22 protein-coding genes are annotated in these 19021 nt (G+C 71.5%); 5 read left to right on the top strand and 17 right to left on the bottom strand.

Features of this window, described 5'->3' with window-relative positions:
• Positions 1 to 95: 95 nt before the first annotated feature.
• The 9 genes from trpA to hisI form a co-directional block, all read right to left on the bottom strand.
• Positions 96 to 914, bottom strand: a complete 819-nt coding sequence (trpA, locus tag ACFY9I_RS35345; RefSeq protein ID WP_391009344.1) for a tryptophan synthase subunit alpha — start codon at positions 912 to 914, stop codon at positions 96 to 98.
• On the bottom strand, positions 911 to 2200 hold the full coding sequence (gene trpB, locus ACFY9I_RS35340) for a tryptophan synthase subunit beta (protein ID WP_391009341.1): 1290 nt from the start codon (positions 2198 to 2200) through the stop codon (positions 911 to 913). The genes trpA and trpB overlap by 4 nt, the downstream gene beginning before the upstream one ends.
• Positions 2201 to 2491: 291 nt before the next feature.
• Positions 2492 to 2695, bottom strand: coding sequence for a tryptophan biosynthesis modulator TrpM (trpM, locus tag ACFY9I_RS35335; protein WP_391009338.1), 204 nt, complete (start codon positions 2693 to 2695; stop codon positions 2492 to 2494).
• A 131-nt stretch (positions 2696 to 2826) separates the two neighbouring features.
• A complete protein-coding gene (gene trpC / locus ACFY9I_RS35330; RefSeq protein WP_391009335.1) occupies positions 2827 to 3636 on the bottom strand; it encodes an indole-3-glycerol phosphate synthase TrpC in 810 nt (269 codons plus the stop codon).
• Positions 3637 to 3817: 181 nt separating this feature from the next.
• Positions 3818 to 4258: a DUF2752 domain-containing protein gene (locus ACFY9I_RS35325; RefSeq protein WP_391009568.1), complete on the bottom strand. Its 441-nt coding sequence runs from the start codon at positions 4256 to 4258 to the stop codon at positions 3818 to 3820.
• Positions 4259 to 4602: 344 nt separating this feature from the next.
• Positions 4603 to 4875 (bottom strand): HGxxPAAW family protein, encoded by a 273-nt coding sequence (locus tag ACFY9I_RS35320; protein WP_391009332.1) that lies wholly within the window; start codon positions 4873 to 4875, stop codon positions 4603 to 4605.
• A gap of 126 nt (positions 4876 to 5001) precedes the next feature.
• Positions 5002 to 5658: a TIGR02234 family membrane protein gene (locus tag ACFY9I_RS35315; RefSeq protein WP_391009329.1), complete on the bottom strand. Its 657-nt coding sequence runs from the start codon at positions 5656 to 5658 to the stop codon at positions 5002 to 5004.
• A gap of 52 nt (positions 5659 to 5710) precedes the next feature.
• The gene (locus ACFY9I_RS35310) at positions 5711 to 7189 is read right to left on the bottom strand and encodes an anthranilate synthase component I (protein ID WP_391009326.1); all 1479 of its coding nucleotides are present in this window, start codon (positions 7187 to 7189) and stop codon (positions 5711 to 5713) included.
• Between the two features lie 11 nt (positions 7190 to 7200).
• Positions 7201 to 7656, bottom strand: coding sequence for a phosphoribosyl-AMP cyclohydrolase (gene hisI, locus ACFY9I_RS35305; protein ID WP_391009323.1), 456 nt, complete (start codon positions 7654 to 7656; stop codon positions 7201 to 7203).
• A gap of 176 nt (positions 7657 to 7832) precedes the next feature.
• Here hisI and ACFY9I_RS35300 point away from each other — a divergent pair, with 176 nt between their 5' ends.
• Positions 7833 to 8468, top strand: a complete 636-nt coding sequence (locus ACFY9I_RS35300) for a TIGR03085 family metal-binding protein (RefSeq protein WP_391009320.1) — start codon at positions 7833 to 7835, stop codon at positions 8466 to 8468.
• 60 nt (positions 8469 to 8528) lie between these two features.
• Here ACFY9I_RS35300 and hisF read toward each other — a convergent pair whose 3' ends face one another.
• The 8 genes from hisF to hisD are packed head-to-tail and all read right to left on the bottom strand — an operon-like array spanning position 8529 to position 14283.
• Complete coding sequence (gene hisF / locus ACFY9I_RS35295) at positions 8529 to 9281, bottom strand: imidazole glycerol phosphate synthase subunit HisF (protein WP_391009317.1); 753 nt, start codon at positions 9279 to 9281, stop codon at positions 8529 to 8531.
• A gap of 37 nt (positions 9282 to 9318) precedes the next feature.
• Positions 9319 to 9711 carry a Rid family hydrolase gene (locus tag ACFY9I_RS35290; RefSeq protein WP_391009314.1) on the bottom strand — a complete coding sequence of 131 codons (393 nt, stop codon included), beginning with the start codon at positions 9709 to 9711 and terminating at the stop codon, positions 9319 to 9321.
• A gap of 16 nt (positions 9712 to 9727) precedes the next feature.
• Positions 9728 to 10450: a bifunctional 1-(5-phosphoribosyl)-5-((5-phosphoribosylamino)methylideneamino)imidazole-4-carboxamide isomerase/phosphoribosylanthranilate isomerase PriA gene (gene priA, locus ACFY9I_RS35285; RefSeq protein WP_391009311.1), complete on the bottom strand. Its 723-nt coding sequence runs from the start codon at positions 10448 to 10450 to the stop codon at positions 9728 to 9730.
• Positions 10451 to 10453: 3 nt separating this feature from the next.
• On the bottom strand, positions 10454 to 11104 hold the full coding sequence (gene hisH / locus ACFY9I_RS35280; RefSeq protein ID WP_391009308.1) for an imidazole glycerol phosphate synthase subunit HisH: 651 nt from the start codon (positions 11102 to 11104) through the stop codon (positions 10454 to 10456).
• Positions 11095 to 11259, bottom strand: coding sequence for a hypothetical protein (locus tag ACFY9I_RS35275; RefSeq protein ID WP_391009305.1), 165 nt, complete (start codon positions 11257 to 11259; stop codon positions 11095 to 11097). Before ACFY9I_RS35275 ends, hisH begins: the two co-directional genes overlap by 10 nt.
• Positions 11256 to 11858, bottom strand: coding sequence for an imidazoleglycerol-phosphate dehydratase HisB (gene hisB, locus ACFY9I_RS35270; RefSeq protein ID WP_391009303.1), 603 nt, complete (start codon positions 11856 to 11858; stop codon positions 11256 to 11258). The genes ACFY9I_RS35275 and hisB overlap by 4 nt, the downstream gene beginning before the upstream one ends.
• Positions 11855 to 12964 carry a histidinol-phosphate transaminase gene (locus ACFY9I_RS35265; protein WP_391009300.1) on the bottom strand — a complete coding sequence of 370 codons (1110 nt, stop codon included), beginning with the start codon at positions 12962 to 12964 and terminating at the stop codon, positions 11855 to 11857. The genes hisB and ACFY9I_RS35265 overlap by 4 nt, the downstream gene beginning before the upstream one ends.
• Positions 12961 to 14283, bottom strand: a complete 1323-nt coding sequence (gene hisD, locus ACFY9I_RS35260; RefSeq protein WP_391009297.1) for a histidinol dehydrogenase — start codon at positions 14281 to 14283, stop codon at positions 12961 to 12963. Before hisD ends, ACFY9I_RS35265 begins: the two co-directional genes overlap by 4 nt.
• Before the next feature lie 206 nt (positions 14284 to 14489).
• Between hisD and ACFY9I_RS35255 the strand changes: the two genes are divergently transcribed.
• The 4 genes from ACFY9I_RS35255 to ybaK all read left to right on the top strand — a co-directional run bounded on the left by ACFY9I_RS35255 (position 14490) and on the right by ybaK (position 18741).
• The gene (locus ACFY9I_RS35255; RefSeq protein ID WP_391009294.1) at positions 14490 to 16073 is read left to right on the top strand and encodes an oxidoreductase; all 1584 of its coding nucleotides are present in this window, start codon (positions 14490 to 14492) and stop codon (positions 16071 to 16073) included.
• Between the two features lie 213 nt (positions 16074 to 16286).
• On the top strand, positions 16287 to 17297 hold the full coding sequence (locus ACFY9I_RS35250) for a hypothetical protein (protein WP_391009292.1): 1011 nt from the start codon (positions 16287 to 16289) through the stop codon (positions 17295 to 17297).
• A gap of 101 nt (positions 17298 to 17398) precedes the next feature.
• A complete protein-coding gene (locus tag ACFY9I_RS35245) occupies positions 17399 to 18139 on the top strand; it encodes an LON peptidase substrate-binding domain-containing protein (protein ID WP_391009289.1) in 741 nt (246 codons plus the stop codon).
• 92 nt (positions 18140 to 18231) lie between these two features.
• A complete protein-coding gene (gene ybaK, locus ACFY9I_RS35240; RefSeq protein WP_391009286.1) occupies positions 18232 to 18741 on the top strand; it encodes a Cys-tRNA(Pro) deacylase in 510 nt (169 codons plus the stop codon).
• The last annotated feature ends 280 nt before the right edge of the window (positions 18742 to 19021 follow it).

The following is a 19021-nucleotide window of genomic DNA, read 5'->3' as shown; positions in this document are numbered from 1 at the left end:
GTTCGAGTGAGCGGATTACCCGTTACGTCCAGCCGTCCCATAAGACAAACGGGTGAACGTGACGCGCCCCCTCACAGGCCGGGACACACGCCCGCTCATGCGCCCCGGCGCACGCCCTTCGCGAGGTCGCCCGCCAGCTCCCGTACGGCGTCCAGGCCGGCCGCCTCGTCGGGCGCGTCCAGCATCCGCTTCACGAACGCGGAGCCGACGATCACCCCGTCGGCGAACCCGGCGACCTCGGCGGCCTGCTCGGCGTTGGAGACGCCCAGGCCGACGCAGACCGGCAGGCCGGAACCCGTGGCCCGGGTGCGTTCCACCAGGTCCTGGGCCTGGGCGCCCACCGACTCCCGGGTGCCGGTGACCCCCATCAGCGAGGCGGCGTAGACGAAGCCGCTGCCCGCCGCGGTGATCTCGGCGAGGCGGGCGTCCTTGCTGCTGGGCGCGACGACGAAGACCGTGCCGAGTCCGTGCTTCTCGGCGTGCTCCCTCCACAGCGCCGACTCCTGGACGGGCAGGTCGGGCAGGATGCAGCCCGCGCCGCCCGCTTCGGCGAGCTCGGCCGTGAAGCGCTCGACGCCGTACCGGTCGATGGGGTTCCAGTACGTCATGACAAGGACCGGTTTCCCGGTGGCCTCATGGGCCTCCCGGACCGTACGCATCACGTCCGCGATCTTGACCCCACCCCGCAGGGCGATGTCGTCGGCGGTCTGGATGACGGGCCCGTCGAGGACCGGGTCGCTGTGCGGCAACCCGACCTCGACGACGTCGGCGCCGCCCTCGAAGACAGCCTTGATGGCGGCGATACCGCCGTCGACGGTCGGGAACCCGGCCGGCAGATAGGCAATCAGCGCGGACCGGCCCTCGGCCCTGGCCGCGGCGAGGGTGTCACTCAACAGCCTGATGTTGCCGCTCACTTGGCGTCCCCCTCGATCTCGGCGAGATCCGCCGCGTCGGCGGCGACCTCGGCGTCGGCCCCGCTGTCGTACAGGCCGAAGTAGCGCGCGGCCGTGTCCATGTCCTTGTCTCCGCGCCCGGACAGGTTGACGACGATCAGCCCGTCCTTGCCCAGCTCCTTGCCGACTTCCAGGGCACCGGCGAGCGCGTGGGCGCTCTCGATGGCCGGGATGATGCCCTCGGTGCGCGACAGCAGACGCAGCGCCTGCATGGCCGCGTCGTCGGTGACCGCGCGGTACTCGCCCCGGCCGCTGTCCTTGAGGTAGGCGTGCTCGGGGCCGATGCCCGGGTAGTCGAGGCCGGCCGAGATCGAGTACGGCTCGGTGATCTGGCCCTCCTCGTCCTGGAGGACGTACGAGCGCGAGCCGTGCAGGATGCCCGGCTCACCGGCGGTCAGGGTCGCCGCGTGCTCACCGGTCTCGATGCCGTGGCCGGCCGGCTCGCAGCCGATGAGGCGTACGTCGGCGTCCGGGACGAAGGCGTGGAAGAGCCCGATGGCGTTGGACCCGCCACCGACGCAGGCGACGGCTGCGTCGGGGAGCCGCCCGGCGCGTTCGAGGATCTGCCGCCTGGCCTCGACACCGATGACCCGGTGGAAGTCGCGGACCATGGCGGGGAAGGGGTGGGGCCCTGCGACGGTCCCGAACAGGTAGTGGGTGCGGTCGACGTTGGCGACCCAGTCCCGGAACGCCTCGTTGATGGCGTCCTTGAGGGTCCGGGAGCCGGACTTCACGGCGACGACCTCGGCACCCAGCATGCGCATCCGCGCGACGTTGAGTGCCTGGCGCTGGGTGTCGATCTCGCCCATGTAGATCGTGCAGTCGAGCCCGAAGAGCGCGCAGGCGGTGGCGGTGGCGACGCCGTGCTGGCCCGCGCCCGTCTCGGCGATGACCCGGGTCTTGCCCATGCGCCTGGTGAGCAGGGCCTGCCCCAGCACGTTGTTGATCTTGTGCGACCCGGTGTGGTTCAGGTCTTCACGCTTGAGGAACACCCGCGCGCCACCGGCGTGCTCGGCGAATCGGGGGACCTCGGTGAGCGAGCTGGGCCGCCCGGTGTAGTGGACGAGCAGATCGTCGAGCTCACGCGCGAACTCCGGGTCGTGCTTCGCCTTGTCGTACTCCACGGCGACCTCGTCCACGGCGGCGACCAGCGCCTCCGGGATGAACTTGCCGCCGAACGCGCCGAAGTACCCCTCGGCGCTGGGGACCTGACCCTCAGGGTCGGGGATGAAGAACTCACTGGACATGCGATCACCTCACAGGGGCACAGCCCCGGGTCGGTCGGACGATGGGATCACAGGGATCGCGCTCACGCCGCACTGAGAGCCGTAGCCGGAACACACCCTCGCGAACGGTCGTCGGACCTCGCTCCGGTGGATCATGCTTCCGCCGCGACGGCGAACATCCGTACGCATACGCACGGTGTCGTACGCATACGCAGGTGGTGTGCGCATACGCACGGTGTTGTGCGCGTACGGCGTCGGCGCCGTACGACCGGAGCCCGGACGGGGGCCGGTCGTACGGCACATCGCGTGTGTTCAGCGGAAGAGGCGGCTCAGCTCACCGCAGGTGACGCGCGCCCTGGGCCATCGCATGCCGTTCACCTGGCCCGGCTCGTCACCGATGACATAGCGGACCCGGCGCCCGTGGACACGGCGGGCGGGCGCCCTGCAGCCACGGGGACGGCACCCACGCGCGAGGCGGGCGTAGGGGTCCCTGGTCGTCATGGTGATCGAGAACATCGGGGCACAGACTACCGGCCCCGGTTCACCCGTGTGAGCGACATCCAGTGACACGGCCGACCGTACGCGCCCCGCCCCCGCCGGGGCGGGCCCCGGCAGGTCGGCGGCGAAGGCGCGCTCGGTCATGGCGGTCAGCCCCGCCCGTGCCGGAGGGCCGGGTGCTCGCCCGCCGCGACGAGGTCGGCGACCGCTGTCTTGGGGTCCTTGCCGGTGACGAGGGACTCGCCCACGAGCACCGCGTCGGCGCCGGCGTTGGCGTAGGCGATGAGGTCGTGGGGGCCCCGGACGCCCGACTCGGCGATCTTGACGATGGAGTCGGGGATCTCGGGGGCGACCCGCTCGAATGTGGTGCGGTCGACCTCGAGGGTCTTGAGGTTGCGGGCGTTGACGCCGATCACGCGGGCGCCCGCGTCGACCGCCCGCTCGACCTCGTCCTCGTCGTGGACTTCGACGAGCGGGGTGAGCCCGATGGACTCGGCACGCTCGATCAGCGACTCCAGCGCCGGCTGGTCGAGGGCCGCGACGATCAGCAGGACCACGTCGGCGCCGTACGCACGGGCCTCCCACAGCTGGTACGAGGTGACGATGAAGTCCTTGCGCAGGACGGGGATGTCCACGCGCGCCCGGACCGCCTCCAGGTCGGCCAGCGAGCCGCCGAAGCGGCGCTGTTCGGTGAGGACGGAGATGACAGCCGCGCCACCCGCCTCGTAGTCGGCGGCGAGACCGGCCGGGTCGGCGATCGCGGCGAGCGCGCCCTTGGAGGGGCTGGACCGCTTGACCTCGCAGATCACCTTGACGCCGTCGCCGCGCAGGGCGGCCGCGCCGTCCTTGGCCGCCGGAGCCTTCGCCGCACGCTCCTTGAGCTCGTCGAGGCTGACGCGCGCCTGCCGCTCCGCGAGGTCGGCACGGACTCCGTCGATGATCTCGTCGAGCACACTCACGCGAGCGGCCCCCTTTCAGACGGTGGGAAAGCGGTGACAACGTGACAACGTTTGACCGTCGTGTACGGACAGTCGAGTGGTTCACAGGGCTGTGGCAGTTCACTGCGATGGTATCCGGAGGAGGGCGTAGGCCTCGCATCCGGTTGACGGCGGTCCCACTACCTGGACGTTCGCCGTTCGGTCAAGGGTGGAGCCAACCACCGAACGGCAGGTTCCGGACAACCGTGAAGACCAGCGCCAATGCACCGAGCGACCACATCTGCACGGTCCCGAACCGAAGGCGCAGAGGTCGTCCACGCGCCACCTGGACCACCCAAACGGTCCACAACACCGCCAAGCCCAGGAAGCCTGCCACGGCCAGCGCGTTGTCGGTGAGGGCGGTCGCGATGTCCCCGTGCGCGAAGGCGTGCGCGCTGCGCAGACCGCCGCAGCCGGGGCAGTAGAGGCCGGTGAACCGCCACAGCGGGCAGACCGGGTAGTGGCCGGGTTCGTTGGGGTCCACGGCCGCGACGTACGCGAAGGCCGAGCCGACGGCCACGAGCGTCCCGGCAGGCACCCAGAGCCCGCGCAGCGCATGCCCCTGGTCCCGGCCATGGTCGCGCCCCGCAGCCCCGCCGGGCACATGGGCCGCAACTGGCACTGGCACTGGCACACCGGCCGCGTCTGCCACCCCGGCCGCGCCAGGCGCCCCGGCCGCAGCCGGCGCCTCGGCCGCGTCAGGCACGTGGGCCGCGGCGGTCACGCCTGCCGGGTCAGTGCCATCGGCCGCTCGGGCCGATTCACTCGCGTCAGTCACATCGTCCCCGTCCGTCGCAACAGCCGTCCGGTCGCGCGGTGGCGACGGCGACGCGCGGCGCTACCGGCTGAGTCTCGGCGTTCACACACCGCATTCTGCCCCGCTCGGACGCGGGCGCGCATGAGGGGCGGCCCGACGTCGATGGCGCCGGGCCGCCCCTCATGTGCAAGTCAGCTCTTGGCGCCGGCCGGCTCGGGGGTCGTCGTGGCCGTCTTGCCACGCGCCACCGTCTCGTACACGGCGTGGTGGTCCTTCGGCTGGCCCAGGCCCATGGCGCGCATGATCATGCCGACGACGCCGCCGAGGGCGACGATGACCATGCCGGCCCAGAATCCCAGCGGCTGGGCCATCACCATGTACGCGCCCGAGACGCAGAAACCGATGAAGGCGATGGTGACGCCGGTCCAAGCGGCCGGGGTGTGACCGTGGCTGCTGCCCGCCATGACTTGCTCCTCGCTGTTCAATGCGTGGCGCTCGGTGCCTGTCGCACGACGCCTGTGGTGAGTCGGACGCTCGTCGTCCATTGTCCCGTACGGGTACGGGTGTCTTGAGTGGGGGTCTTCACTCCCCTACGGCCCCGGCTGGGCGGGGCCGGATCCCGTGGGGTCCTCGCCTCGGTCCAGGGCCTTCCACATGTCCTCCGGCCGGTCCGGGTCCACCGGCTCGGCCTTGCGCGGCCGAGGGGTGCCGTCGCGTTCGTAGCGGCCCGACATCGCGGGCCACAGCCGTCCGTAACGGAGTGCGAGCAGCCCGGCGAGGAGGATCAGTGCGCCGCCGACGGCCGCGACGTACGGCCAGCCGGTGTGGCTGAGCGTGTCGACGGTCGCCGCGTTGTCACCGGAGGCCTCGGCCGCCTTGTCGTCGAGCGCCGAGCTGTCGTAGGCGCCGAACAGCGCGGCGGCGGCCGTGCCCGCGCCGGAGAGGGCGAGCAGCACGGCGACCAGGACACGCCCGGAGCGGCGTACGGCGAAGACGGCTACGAGTGCGGCGAGGCCCACTATGGCGAGGGCCGCGGGCACGCCCGTGACGTCGCTGCCCCTGGCGGTCAGCGGGAAGGCGCCGCCGGCCACCGAGGCGGTGCCCTCGGACCAGCGCTGACGGCTGGCGAGCAGCGCGACTGCGGCGCCGAGCGCGCCGCTGAGCAGCGCCAGGGCGAGGCTGCGACGGCCGGCGCGAACGAGCGCGGGTTCGGAACGGGGGTGAGGTACTGCGGTCACGTACTCCACTATCGCCTGCGCCCCGGGTGGGTTGTCACCCGGGGCTCACGTGAGAAGCGCCCTATTGTCCGAGACGGTTGGCCGTGTGCACCGCCCTCAGGACCGCCGCCGCCTTGTTGCGGCATTCGGTGTCCTCGGCGACGGGGTCGGAGTCGGCGACGATTCCGGCGCCGGCCTGGACGTAGGCCGTGCCGTCCCGGAGGAGGGCCGTGCGGATGGCGATGGCGGTGTCGGAGTCGCCCGCGAAGTCGAGATAGCCGACACAGCCGCCGTACAGGCCCCGGCGGGACGGCTCCAGTTCGTCGATGATCTGCATGGCGCGCGGCTTCGGGGCGCCGGAGAGGGTGCCGGCGGGGAAGCAGGCGGTCAGCACGTCGAAGGCCGTACGGCCCGGCGCGACCCGGCCGGTGACGGTGGAGACGATGTGCATGACGTGGGAGTACCGCTCGACGGACATGAAGTCGACGACCTCGACCGAGCCCGGTTGGCAGACACGGCCCAGGTCGTTGCGGCCGAGGTCGACGAGCATCAGGTGCTCGGCGCGCTCCTTGGGGTCGGCGAGCAGTTCGTCGGCGAGGGCCTGGTCCTCCTGCGGGGTCGCGCCCCGGTGCCGGGTGCCGGCGATGGGGTGGACCATGGCCTGTCCGTCCTCCACCTTGACCAGGGCCTCGGGCGAGGAGCCGACGACATCGAAGCCGTCGAAGCGGAACAGGTACATGTACGGGGAGGGGTTGGTCGCCCGGAGGACGCGGTAGACGTCCAACGCGCTGGCGGTGCACGGTGTTTCGAAGCGCTGGGAGGGGACGACCTGGAAGGCCTCACCGGCCCGGATGCGCTCCTTGATGTCCTCGACGGCCTCCTGGAAGTCGGGGCCGCCCCACAGCGCGGTGTACTCGGGCAGTTCGGAGGGCGGGAGGGCCGCCGGGGGCTGGGCGACGGACCGGGCGAGGTCGGCCTGCATGGCGTCGAGGCGGGCGACGGCGTCGGTGTAGGCATCGTCGACGCCGGTGTCCAGGTCGTTGTGGTTGATCGCGTTGGCGATCAGCAGGACCGAGCCCTCCCAGTGGTCCATGACCGCCAGGTCGCTGGTGAGCAGCATGGTCAGCTCGGGGAGCCTGAGGTCGTCCCGCTCGCCGGGGCCGATCTTCTCCAGGCGGCGCACGATGTCGTAGCCCAGATAGCCCACCATGCCGCCGGTGAAGGGTGGCATGCCCTCCTGGTGAGGGGTGTGGAGCGCCTCGATGGTGGCGCGCAGGGCGGCGAGGGGGTCGCCGTCGACGGGGACGCCGACGGGCGGGCTGCCGAGCCAGTGGGCCTGCCCGTCGCGGGCGGTGAGGGTGGCGTGGCTTCGGACGCCGACGAAGGAGTAGCGGGACCACGAGCGGCCGTTCTCCGCCGACTCCAGGAGGAAGGTGCCGGGGCGCTCTGCGGCGAGCTTGCGGTAGAGCGCGACCGGGGTGTCTCCGTCGGCGAGGAGCTTGCGGCTGACGGGGATGACACGACGGTCGGTGGCCAGCTTGCGGAACGTCTCGAGGTCCATGGCGGCTGACCTTACTGATCCAGTGACGATACGTCGGAATCGGCGCCGCCCTCGGCGCCTTCCACTGCCTTGAGCACGTCCTCGTCGAAGCAGGTGCGGGCGCCCGTGTGGCAGGCGGCGCCGACCTGGTCGACCTTGACGAGGACGGTGTCGGCGTCGCAGTCCAGGGCGACGGACTTCACCCACTGGAAGTGGCCGGAGGTGTCGCCCTTCACCCAGTACTCGCGGCGGCTGCGGGACCAGTAGGTGCAGCGGCCCGTGGTGAGGGTGCGGTGCAGTGCCTCGTCGTCCATCCAGCCGAGCATGAGCACCTCACCGGTGTCGTACTGCTGGGCGATGGCGGGCAGGAGCCCGTCGGCGCCGCGCTTGAGACGTGCGGCGATCTCGGGGTCCAGCGCGCTGGGAGCGCCGGGGCCGGCGGGGGCTCCGGGGCTGCTGGGGCTACTGGAGGACGGCGTGCTGGTCATGCGTGCCATTGTGCCGCGCCGCGCCGACCGGCTTCGTTCGTTGTCCACAAGCCGGACCCTTTTGTCATACGAACGGCGACCCCGGCCCCGCGTCCGCGTCGGTATCCCGGATCCCGGCAAGACATCGGTGGGACCTGCGCTGGGCGCGGTGGGGGCCCGGTCGTAGGCTGGCTGCCATGTCGACCCATGCCAAGCGTGAACGGCTTCTCTTCGCCGACCTGTTGGAGACCGCGGGCCCCGATGCCCCCACCCTGTGTGAGGGCTGGACGACCCGTGACCTGGCCGCGCACGTGGTGGTGCGCGAGCGCCGCCCCGACGCCGCCGGAGGCATCCTCATCAAGCAGCTCGCGTCGCGCCTGGACCGGGTGATGGAGGAGTTCGCCGCGAAGCCGTACGAGGAGCTGGTCCAGCTGGTCCGTACCGGCCCGCCGCGTTTCTCGCCGTTCTCCCTGAAGCAGATCGACGAGGCGTCCAACACGATCGAGTTCTACGTCCACACCGAGGACATCCGCCGTGCCCGGCCCGACTGGTCCCCGCGCGATCTCGACCATGTCTTCCAGGACGCCCTCTGGTCCCGGCTGGAGCGCACCGCCCGTCTCATGGGCCGCGGCTCCCCCACGGGCCTGGTCCTGCGGCGCCCCGACGGCCAGACCGCGGTGGCCCATCGAGGTGCCCCCGTGGTGACCGTCACGGGTGAGCCCTCGGAGCTGCTGCTGTTCCTCTACGGCCGCCAGCAGGTCGCCGACGTGGAACTGGAGGGCGAGAAGGAGGCGGTCACCAAGCTGCACGAGACGAAGCAGTTGGGGATCTGAGTCGCGGCACAGAGAGCCCCGGCCGCCTCGGGCGGCCGGGGCCGAAAGCGCGGCGCGGTGTCAGCGCACCGGGTGCCCCGCCCCCCTCAGCGCGTCCTTGACCTCGCCGATGCGCAAATCGCCGAAGTGGAAGACGGAGGCGGCCAGGACGGCGTCGGCGCCCGCCTCGATGGCCGGGGAGAAGTCGGCGAGCTTGCCGGCGCCGCCGGAGGCGATGACGGGGACGGTGACGTGCTTGCGCACGGCCCCGATCATCTCCAGGTCGTAGCCGTCCTTGGTGCCGTCCGCGTCCATCGAGTTGAGCAGGATCTCGCCGGCGCCCAGTTCGGCGGCCCGGTGGGCCCACTCGACGGCGTCGATGCCGGTGCCCTTGCGACCACCGTGGGTGGTGACCTCGAAGCCGGCCTCGGTGCGGCGCGCGTCCACGGACAGGACCAGGACCTGGCGGCCGAAGCGCTCGGCGATCTCGCGGATCAGGTCGGGGCGGGCGATGGCCGCCGTGTTGACGCCTACCTTGTCCGCGCCCGCCCGCAGCAGCTTGTCCACGTCCTCGGCCGTGCGGACGCCGCCGCCGACCGTCAGCGGGATGAAGACCTGCTCGGCGGTGCGGCGCACCACGTCGTACGTGGTCTCGCGGTTGCCCGACGAGGCGGTGATGTCCAGGAACGTCAGCTCGTCGGCGCCCTCGGCGTCGTACACCTTGGCCATCTCGACGGGGTCGCCCGCGTCGCGCAGGTTCTGGAAGTTGACGCCCTTGACGACCCGGCCGTTGTCCACGTCCAGGCAGGGGATGACTCGGACCGCCAGGGTCATGAATCCACGGCTCCTCACGAATGTTTTACGGCTCTGCTCAGCCTCTGAAGGCTTCTACTTCCACTTCCACCAGGATGCGCGGGTCGACGAAGCCCTCCACGACCAGCAGGGTCGCGGCCGGGCGCACCGGGTCGAAGATCTCCCTGTGGGCCCGCCCCACGGCTTCCACGTCCCGCATGTGGGTCAGGTACATCCGCGTACGGATCACGGACCCGGCGCCGAGCCCGAACTCGCCGAGCGCCTCGACCGCGCTGGTGAAGGCGACCTTGGCCTGTTCGTACGGATCACCCTCCCCGTACAGCACATCGCCCTTGAAGGCCGTGGTGCCCGCCACCAGGACGCGGTCGCCCGCCGCGACGGCGCGCGCGAAACCGATGGAGTCCTCCCAGGGACTCCCGCTCTGCACGCGCCGTACGGGTTCGGACGTCATGACGCCGTGTCCGGTTTCACGACGTGGCCTCCAATGCCTCTTCCAGGGTGAACGCCTTCGCGTACAGGGCCTTCCCGACGATGGCGCCCTCGACACCGAGCGGCACCAGTTCGGCGATGGCCCGCAGGTCGTCGAGGGAGGACACGCCGCCGGAGGCGACGACCGGACGGTCCGTCGCGGCGCACACGTTCCTCAGCAGTTCCAGGTTGGGGCCCTGGAGGGTGCCGTCCTTGGCGATGTCCGTGACGACGTACCGGGCGCAGCCCTCCTGGTCGAGGCGCGTCAGCGTCTCGTAGAGGTCGCCCCCGTCGCGGGTCCAGCCTCGGCCGCGCAGGGTGGTGCCCTTGACGTCGAGGCCGACGGCGATCTTGTCGCCGTGCTCGGCGATGACCTTGGCGACCCACTCGGGGGTCTCCAGGGCGGCGGTGCCGAGGTTGACCCGGGTGCAGCCGGTGGCCAGGGCCTTCGCCAGGGAGGCGTCGTCCCGGATGCCTCCGGACAGCTCGACCTTGATGTCCATCGCGCGGGTGACCTCGGCGACCAGGTCGCGGTTGTCGCCGGTTCCGAAGGCGGCGTCCAGGTCGACCAGGTGGAGCCACTCGGCGCCCGCGCCCTGCCAGGCGAGGGCGGCCTCCAGGGGCGAGCCGTAGGAGGTCTCCGTGCCGGACTCGCCGTGGACGAGCCGGACGGCCTGGCCGTCACGGACGTCGACGGCGGGGAGGAGTTCGAGCTTTGCCATGGTCTACAGGGTTCCGATCCAGTTGTTCAGCAGCTGGGCTCCGGCGTCGCCGGACTTCTCGGGGTGGAACTGGGTGGCCCACAGGGCACCGTTCTCGACGGCCGCCACGAAGGGCTTGCCGTGCGTCGACCAGGTGACCTTGGGCGCGGTCAGGGCCGGGTTGTGCGTCTCCAGGGACCAGTCGTGGACGGCGTAGGAGTGCACGAAGTAGAAGCGGGCGTCGGCGTCGAGGCCGGCGAACAGCTCGGTGCCCTCGGGGGCGTCGACGGTGTTCCAGCCCATGTGGGGCACGATCTCGGCCTGGAGCGGCTCGACGGCGCCGGGCCACTCGTCGAGGCCCTCGGTCTCCACGCCGTGTTCGATGCCGCGTGCGAAGAGGATCTGCATGCCGACGCAGATGCCCATCACCGGGCGGCCGCCGGAGAGCCGGCGGTCGATGATCCAGTCGCCGCGTACCTCCTTCAGCCCCTTCATGCAGGCGGCGAAGGCGCCGACGCCGGGCACCAGCAGCCCGTCGGCGTTCATGGCCCTGTCGAAGTCACGCGTTATCTCGACGTCGGCCCCCGTGCGCGCGAGGGCGCGTTCGGCGGACCTCACGTTGCCGAAGCCGTAGTCGAAGACGACGACCTTCTTGGACGCGGTGCTCAATTCCACACCTCCAGCCGCAGGACGCCCGCGACCAGGCACATCGCGGCGCCGACCGCAAGCAGGGTGATGAGGCTCTTCGGCATCTGCTGCTTGGCGAACGAGATGACCCCGCCGACCAGGAAAAGGCCGACGCCGATCAGGATGGTGGAGAGCCCGTTCACAGTGCGCCCTTCGTCGACGGCAGGATGCCGGCCGCGCGCGGGTCGCGCTCGGAGGCGTAGCGCAGCGCCCGCGCCAGTGCCTTGAACTGGCACTCGACGATGTGGTGCGCGTTGCGCCCGTACGGTACGTGCACGTGCAGCGCGACCTGGGCCTGGGCGACGAAGGATTCCAGGATGTGCCGGGTCATCGTGGTGTCGTACTCGCCGATCATCGGTGCCATCTTCTCGGGCTCGGTGTGCACGAGGTAGGGGCGGCCGGAGAGGTCGACGGTGACCTGGGCGAGGGATTCGTCCAGTGGGACCGTGCAGTTGCCGAAGCGGTAGATGCCCACCTTGTCACCGAGGGCCTGCTTGAAGGCGGCGCCCAGCGCGAGGGCGGTGTCCTCGATGGTGTGGTGGGAGTCGATGTGCAGGTCGCCGTCGGTCTTCACGGTCAGGTCGAACAGACCGTGCCGGCCGAGCTGGTCGAGCATGTGGTCGTAGAAGCCGACCCCCGTGGAGATCTCCGTCCTGCCCGTGCCGTCGAGGTTGATCTCGACGAGGACCGACGTCTCCTTGGTGGTCCGTTCGATTCTGCCGACGCGGCCTTCGCGAGTCATGCGCTCTGCTCCTTCTTCACTTCACGTACCGCGTCGAGGAACGCGTCGTTCTCGGCCGGGGTTCCCGCGGTCACCCGCAGCCACCCCGGCACGCCGTTGTCCCGGACCAGGACGCCCCGGTCGAGGATCTTCCGCCAGATCTCGTGGGAGTCCTCGAACCTGCCGAACTGCACGAAGTTCGCGTCGGACTCGGTCACCTCGTAGCCGATCGCGCGCAACTCCTCGACCAGCCGGTCCCGCTCCGTCTTGAGCTGCTCGACATAGCCGAGCAGGGTGTCGGTGTGTTCCAGGGCGGCCAGCGCGGTCGCCTGGGTGACGGCGGAGAGGTGGTAGGGCAGCCGGACGAGCTGGACGGCGTCCACGACGGCCGGGTGCGCGGCGAGGTAGCCGAGGCGCAGTCCGGCCGCGCCGAAGGCTTTCGACATCGTGCGCGAGACGACCAGGTTCGGTCGCCCGTCGATCAGGGGCAGAAGTGAATCGCCGTGGCTGAACTCGATGTACGCCTCGTCGACGACGACCATCGACGGCTTGGCGGCCTGCGCGGCCTCGTACAGCGCGAGCACGGTCTCCCGCGAGACGGCGTTGCCCGTGGGGTTGTTGGGGGTGGTGACGAAGACGACGTCCGGCCGGTGCTCGGCGATGGCCTTCTCGGCGGCGGCGAGGTCGATCGTGAAGTCGTCGTTGCGGGGACCCGAGATCCAGCCGGTACCGGTGCCGCGCGCGATGAGCCCGTGCATCGAGTACGAGGGCTCGAAGCCGATGGCCGTGCGGCCGGGCCCGCCGAAGGTCTGCAGGAGCTGCTGGATGACCTCGTTGGAGCCGTTGGCCGCCCAGACCTGTGCCGGATCGACGCCGTGTCCGGACGTCTTCGTCAGATACTCGGCGAGCCGCGTCCGCAGCTCCACCGCGTCCCGGTCCGGATAGCGGTTGAGGTGCCGGGCCGCTTCCCGCACCCGCTCGGCGATCCGCTCGACCAGCGGCTCGGGCAGCGGGTAGGGGTTCTCGTTGGTGTTCAGCCGTACGGGGACGTCGAGCTGGGGCGCGCCGTAGGGGCTCTTGCCGCGCAGCTCTTCCCGGACGGGAAGATCGTCGATTCCGAAACTCACTGACCAGGTACCTTCCAGCCGAACCGTGCCTTGATCGCCGCGCCGTGCGCGGGCAGGTCCTCCGCCTCCGCCAGCGTGACCACGTGGTGCGCGACCTCGGCCAGCGCGTCCTTCGTGTAGTCGACGACGTGGATGCCGCGCAGGAAGGACTGGACGGACAGACCGGAGGAGTGGCAGGCGCAGCCGCCGGTCGGGAGCACGTGGTTGGAGCCGGCCGCGTAGTCGCCCAGCGAGACCGGCGCCCAGGGGCCGAGGAAGATCGCGCCCGCGTTGACGACGCGCTCGGCGACCGCGGCGGCGTCGGCCGTCTGGATCTCCAGGTGCTCGGCGCCGTAGGCGTTGACGACCCTGAGGCCCTCGTCGAGGCCGTCGACCAGGACGATCGCGGACTGCCGGCCCGCGAGCGCGGGGCGGATGCGGTCCTCGATGTGCTTGGTGGCCTCGACCTGGGGCTGCAGCTCCTTCTCGACGGCGTCGGCGAGGGCGACGGAGTCGGTGACGAGCACGGCGGCGGCGAGCGGGTCGTGCTCGGCCTGGCTGATCAGGTCGGCGGCGACGTGCACCGGGTCGGCGGTGTCGTCCGCGAGGACCGCGATCTCGGTCGGGCCCGCCTCGGAGTCGATGCCGATGACCCCGGTGAAGTACCGCTTGGCGGCGGCCACCCAGATGTTGCCCGGCCCGGTGACCATGCGGGCCGGCGGGCAGGACTCGGTGCCGTACGCGAACATCGCGACTGCGGTGGCGCCTCCGGCCGCGTACACCTCGTCGACGCCGAGGAGCGCGCAGGCGGCGAGGATCGTGGGGTGCGGGAGCCCGTCGAACTCGGCCTGGGCCGGCGAGGCGAGGGCGACCGAGGGGACGCCGGCCTCCTGCGCCGGGACCACGTTCATGATCACGGACGAGGGGTAGACCGACCGGCCGCCGGGCGCGTAGAGGCCGACGCGCTCGACCGGCACCCACTTCTCGGTGACCGTCCCGCCGGGGACGACCTGCGTGGTGTGCGTGGAGCGGCGCTGCTCGCGGTGGACGACACGGGCGCGGCGGATCGACTCCTCCAGGGCCGCGCGGACGGCCGGGTCGAGCTGCTCCAGCGCGTCGGTGAGGGCCTCGGCCGGGACTCGTACCGACTTCAGGCGTACGCCATCGAACTTCTCCGCGAAGTCGATCAGCGCCGCGTCACCCCGATGATGCACGGCCTCGCAGATCGGACGCACCTTCTCCAGGGCGGCCGAGACGTCGAAGTCGGCTCGGGGCAGCAGGTCGCGCAGGGCGGGTCCCTCGGGGAGGGCGTCGCCGCGCAGATCGATTCGGGAGATCACAGGCTCAATTCTCGCAGACCCTCGCGAGGCGCCGTCCGCGCGTTCCATTGGCTGATACGCGCCCGCGCGGGGACCGCGGAAGACACCCGACGGGAACCCGGAAGATCGTCTTCACGTCTGGTGTTCAGGGTGTGACCCAGCGGGCATCACCAGCGTAAACAGTTGCGCGATACACCTGAGTGCAGAGGACGGGGGAAGGACCAGCCGTGAGCGAGGGGCCCGGCATCCGGGACGACGGGGATCCGCCGGACGACCTGACCGCAGCCGAGGCGGGCATGTGGCAGGCGTTCCGCAACGGCAGCGTGTACGACCTGCGCGACGGGGACGTGGCGGTGGACGATCCGCACGGCGGCCACCCCTGGGGTCCCGAGCGGAGCGTACGGGCCCGGGTCGTGGCCTGGCTGCTGCTGGACGGGCCGCCCGCGCTGGCCGGCCGGGTGTCGGCGCTGAAGCTGGTCGGCGTCCAGATCAAGGGCGTCCTGGAACTCGCGGGCGGCCAGGTGGTGCCGTACGTGGAGATGACGGGCTGCCGGTTCGAGAAGGAGATCCTGCTGCCGGAGGCCCGGTTCACGACCGTCCGGCTGGTCGACTGCGCGGTGCCGCGTCTGGAGGCGGCCCGGCTGCACACGGAGGGCGATCTGCATCTGCCGCGCTGCCGGTTCCACAACGGGGTACGGCTGGCGGACGCCCAGATCGGCACCGACCTGCTGCTCAACCAGGCAGTCGTCTACCGCGACCGGCACGGCCGCTCGCTCTCCGCCGACGGACTCACCGTCGCCCAGGACGTCCAGGCCGAGATGCTGGAGTCGCATGGCGAGCTGAGCCTGCGCGGCGCGACCGTCGGCGCCTCGCTCAGCCTGCGCGGCAGCCGCCTCGCCAACCCGTACGGCCGCCTCGCCCTGAACGCACCCCAGCTGACCGTCGAACGCACGCTCTATCTGACCCCGGCCGGCATCGGCAATCCGCTGCACACCAGTGGCAGCACGCCCGCGCGTGGCACCCGTGTCCAGAGGTTCGAGTGCCAGGGCGGCATCCGGCTGGACGACGGGCGGTTCGGTGACTCCGTCGACCTGGAACGGGCCCGGTTCACCTTCACGGACGAACAGGAGCTCTCCCTGCGCCGCGTCCAGGTGCCGGAGCTGCGCTTCCTCGGCCAGAGGCCCGAGCGCGGCAAGGTCGTGCTGTCCGGTGCCCGGGTGGGCGTCCTGATCGACCGGGCGGACAGCTGGCCGGGTCCGGGCAACCTCCAGATGGGCGGCTTCCAGTACGAGAGCCTCGTACCGCGTGACCGGTTCCCGCTGGCCGAGCGGCTGGAGTGGGTGGCGGCGGCGACCGCCGAGTACAGCCCGGAGCCGTACGAGCGGCTGGCGACCGTGCTGCGGGCGGGCGGTGACGACGAGGGCGCCCGCGACGTGCTCCTGGCCAAGCAGCGCCACCGGCGGGAGAACCTGCCGTTCGCGGCCAAGCTCTGGGGCTACGCGCAGGACTGGACGGTCGCCTACGGGTACCGGCCGGGCCGGGCGGCGGTGTGGATGGCGGTGCTGTGGGCGCTGACCTCGTACGCCTTCTCGCACGCGCACCATCCGCCGATGAAGAGCGGCGAACACCCGAACTGGAGCCCGTCGCTGTTCGCCCTGGACCTGCTGCTGCCGGTCATCGACCTCGGCCAGGTCGGCTACTGGCAGTTGCGCGGCGGCTGGCAGTGGCTGGCCGCAGTGGTGATCATCCTGGGCTGGATCCTGGCGACGACGGTGGCGGCGGGGGCGACACGGCTGCTGAGCCGGAACTGATCCGGGGCCGTGCGCCGGGACCGATCCGGGCCGTGCGCCGGGACTGATCCGGTGTCTTGATCCGGACCGTGATCGGATGCAGACAACCTGAGGCGTTTTCCCACCGTCTTGATAGCGAAACCATCAAATGCGAAACCGCACGTGCGACATCACGACGGTGAGCACCCGGTCCGCGAGACCAGCGGCTCCGGTCTAGGCGAAATGGGGGTCGCCATGGGTCCGTTGCGTGCGCTCGTCCGTACCGCCCGGATGGCACGCCACACCTCACGGCTCGCCGTCGGTCTGACCGCCGACGACGAGGTGCTGCTCGACGCCCCCGACGAGCGGCTCGGCCCCGCGCTGACGGCGGCGGGCCGCGGCGAGTACGCCCCGGCGGCGAAGCTCCTGGCGACCACCCGGGAGTCCGCCGAGTGGGAGAACCGCGACCGGTACGCCCTGCGGCTCGCCGCCTTCGCCCACGCGCGAGACCAGTGGCTGCGGGCCTGGCAGGCGGCCGCCCCGCACGACCCGGACGCCCTGCTGGTCCGGGCCGAGCTGGCGGTGGCCAGGGGCTGGGGCTCTCCCGCCCGGGTCGAACTGCTGCGTGAGGTGAGTCCGTTGCTCGCCGCGGCCGCCGAGGGCGAGCCGAGCGATCCGGTGCCCTGGCGGATCGCCCTCGACCACGCACGGGGCACGGGCCTCGGGCGTGCCGCCTTCGAACAGGTGTGGGCGGAGGCGGTCCGCCGCTCCCCTCACCACTACGGCTGCCACGTCTCGGCCCTGAAGTACCTCTCGGCCGCCTGGTACGGCTCGCACCGCGAGTGCTTCGACTTCGCCGAGCGGGCCGCCGAGGACGCGCTCCCCGGCTCCCTCGTCCGGGCCCTGCCCGTACGGGCGGCCTTCGCCCACCTCATGGAGGGTGGCGGGGACGTGGTTCCGCGCGCCCGCCTGGACGCGGCGGCGGACGGCGCGATAGCGCTCTCCGCCGAGTACGACCCCGGCGACCCCTGGCCGGCCGAGGTCCGCAACCTCCTCACCTACGTCCTGGTCCGGCTGGAGCGCTGGTCGGACGCCCTGGCCCAACTGCGCATGATCGGCCCGTACGCCACGTCCTTCCCCTGGGACCGGGTCTCGGACGATCCGCTGGGTCAGTTCCTCCAACTGCGGGACGGCGTACGGCTGGAAGTGGCGTGTTCGATACCGCTGCGCTCACGCCCGTCGCGGCCGACGCGGGCCGACGGGTAGGTCCGCCCGGGTCTTCCGGGCCGCCGGAGAGGGCCCTCGCGAGGTCACCAAACGAGTACGAGCGGACACGTGTGCCCCGACGACCATTAGGCTCTGCCCTCGTGACCACCGTCCGGCTGCCTCTCTTTCCCCTGAACTCGGTGTTGTACCCGGGGCTCGTGCTTCCTCTGAACATCTTCGAGGAGCGCTATCGCGCCATGATGCGCGAGTTGCTGAAGACCCCCGAGGACCAGCCCCGCCGCTTCGCCGTCGTAGCCATCCGCGACGGCCACGAGGTGGCGCCGAGCGCGCCCGGCATGCCGGATCCGACGGCACTGCCCGAACGCGGACCGACGGCCGGCTTCGGCGGCGAACCGACGAAGGCGTTCCACTCCGTGGGCTGCATCGCGGACGCGGCCACCATCCGGGAGCGCGACAACGGCACGTACGAGGTTCTCGCGACCGGGACCACCCGGGTACGGCTGCGCTCGGTGGACGCCTCGGGACCGTTTCTCGTGGCGGACCTGGAGGAGCTGCCCGAGGACGCCGGTGACGAGGCGGGCGCCCTCGCGGAGGGTGTGCTGCGGGCGTTCCGCCAGTACCAGAAGCGCCTCGCGGGCGCCCGGGAACGCTCGCTGTCGACGGGGGCGGAGCTGCCGGACGAGCCGGCCGTCGTGTCGTATCTGGTTGCCGCGGCGATGATGCTCGACACGCCTGCCAAGCAGCGGCTTCTGCAGGCTCCCGACACCGCGTCCCGGCTGCGCGACGAGCTGAAACTGCTGCGCGCCGAGACCGCGATCATCCGTAGTCTGCCGTCGTTGCCCGCGTCGGAGCTGACGCGCGGGCCGACGAGCCTCAACTGAATCACCACGCGAACCACCACGTGAACCACCACGTGAACCACGGAAACGGCTGGAAACGGCCGAAAGCGGCTGGGACGGCTGGGACGGCTGGAATGGCGAAGAAGTCGAAGAAGCAGCAGCAGTCGGGCGCGGGCGGCACTCCCGCGACGGTGGCGCTGAGTGCGGCGGGTGTGGAGTTCACCGTCCATGCCTACGAGCACGATCCCGCGCACCCGTCCTACGGTGAGGAGGCGGCCGAGGCGATGGGCGTCTCCCCCGAGCGGGTCTTCAAGACCCTGGTGGCGGACGTCGACGGCGCGCTCGTGGTCGCGGTCGTGCCGGTGGCGGGCTCGCTGGACCTGAAGGCCCTCGCGACGGCGGTCGGCGGCAAGCGGGCGGCGATGGCCGACCCCACGCTGGCGGAACGCACGACGGGGTATGTACGGGGCGGCATCTCCCCCCTGGGCCAGCGCAAGAAGCTCCGCACGGTGCTCGACGCGTCGGCCGACACCCACGCCACGATCTGCGTCTCTGCCGGGCGGCGCGGGCTGGAGGTCGAGCTGCCCCCGGTGGACCTGCTGAAACTGACGGAAGCGGTGTCCGCGCCGATCGCTCGCGCGTGACCTCTCCGCGTGACCTCTCCGCGTGACCTCTCGATGAGGGGGGTGCGGTTTCGTCGGTGGGTGCGGGTGGTGTGTGGTTGCCCGCGCAGTTCCCCGCGCCCCTGAGAGCAGGCCCCGCGCCCCGTGGTTTTCGGCCCGGCAGGGGCCGTGTCCCCAGGGGCGCGGGGAACTGCGCGACCAGCCCCCCCCGTTATGTTTTTTGCGGTCCTGCAAGAGGGCCGCTGGCCTCCGGGCCCGGCATGACTTTTGCCCCCTGTCGAACGCATGACCTGGGGGGTGG

Origin of the sequence: Streptomyces sp. NPDC012510 (assembly GCF_042955065.1) — a bacterium.
GTDB lineage: Bacteria > Actinomycetota > Actinomycetes > Streptomycetales > Streptomycetaceae > Streptomyces.
Note: the sequence above shows the minus strand (reverse complement) of the source record. Positions and strands in the feature narration are given on the sequence as shown.

Excerpts from the sequence above, each read along its gene's own strand:
- trpB (WP_391009341.1), bottom strand. The coding sequence starts at position 2,200 with ATGTCCAGTGAGTTCTTCATCCCCGACCCTGAGGGTCAGGTCCCCAGC.
- ybaK (WP_391009286.1), top strand. The coding sequence starts at position 18,232 with ATGGCGAAGAAGTCGAAGAAGCAGCAGCAGTCGGGCGCGGGCGGCACT.
- ACFY9I_RS35250 (WP_391009292.1), top strand. The coding sequence starts at position 16,287 with ATGGGTCCGTTGCGTGCGCTCGTCCGTACCGCCCGGATGGCACGCCAC.
- trpM (WP_391009338.1), bottom strand. The coding sequence starts at position 2,695 with ATGTTCTCGATCACCATGACGACCAGGGACCCCTACGCCCGCCTCGCG.
- hisB (WP_391009303.1), bottom strand. The coding sequence starts at position 11,858 with ATGACTCGCGAAGGCCGCGTCGGCAGAATCGAACGGACCACCAAGGAG.
- hisF (WP_391009317.1), bottom strand. The coding sequence starts at position 9,281 with ATGACCCTGGCGGTCCGAGTCATCCCCTGCCTGGACGTGGACAACGGC.
- ACFY9I_RS35290 (WP_391009314.1), bottom strand. The coding sequence starts at position 9,711 with ATGACGTCCGAACCCGTACGGCGCGTGCAGAGCGGGAGTCCCTGGGAG.
- ACFY9I_RS35310 (WP_391009326.1), bottom strand. The coding sequence starts at position 7,189 with ATGGACCTCGAGACGTTCCGCAAGCTGGCCACCGACCGTCGTGTCATC.
- hisI (WP_391009323.1), bottom strand. The coding sequence starts at position 7,656 with ATGACCAGCACGCCGTCCTCCAGTAGCCCCAGCAGCCCCGGAGCCCCC.
- ACFY9I_RS35320 (WP_391009332.1), bottom strand. The coding sequence starts at position 4,875 with ATGGCGGGCAGCAGCCACGGTCACACCCCGGCCGCTTGGACCGGCGTC.
- ACFY9I_RS35300 (WP_391009320.1), top strand. The coding sequence starts at position 7,833 with ATGTCGACCCATGCCAAGCGTGAACGGCTTCTCTTCGCCGACCTGTTG.
- priA (WP_391009311.1), bottom strand. The coding sequence starts at position 10,450 with ATGGCAAAGCTCGAACTCCTCCCCGCCGTCGACGTCCGTGACGGCCAG.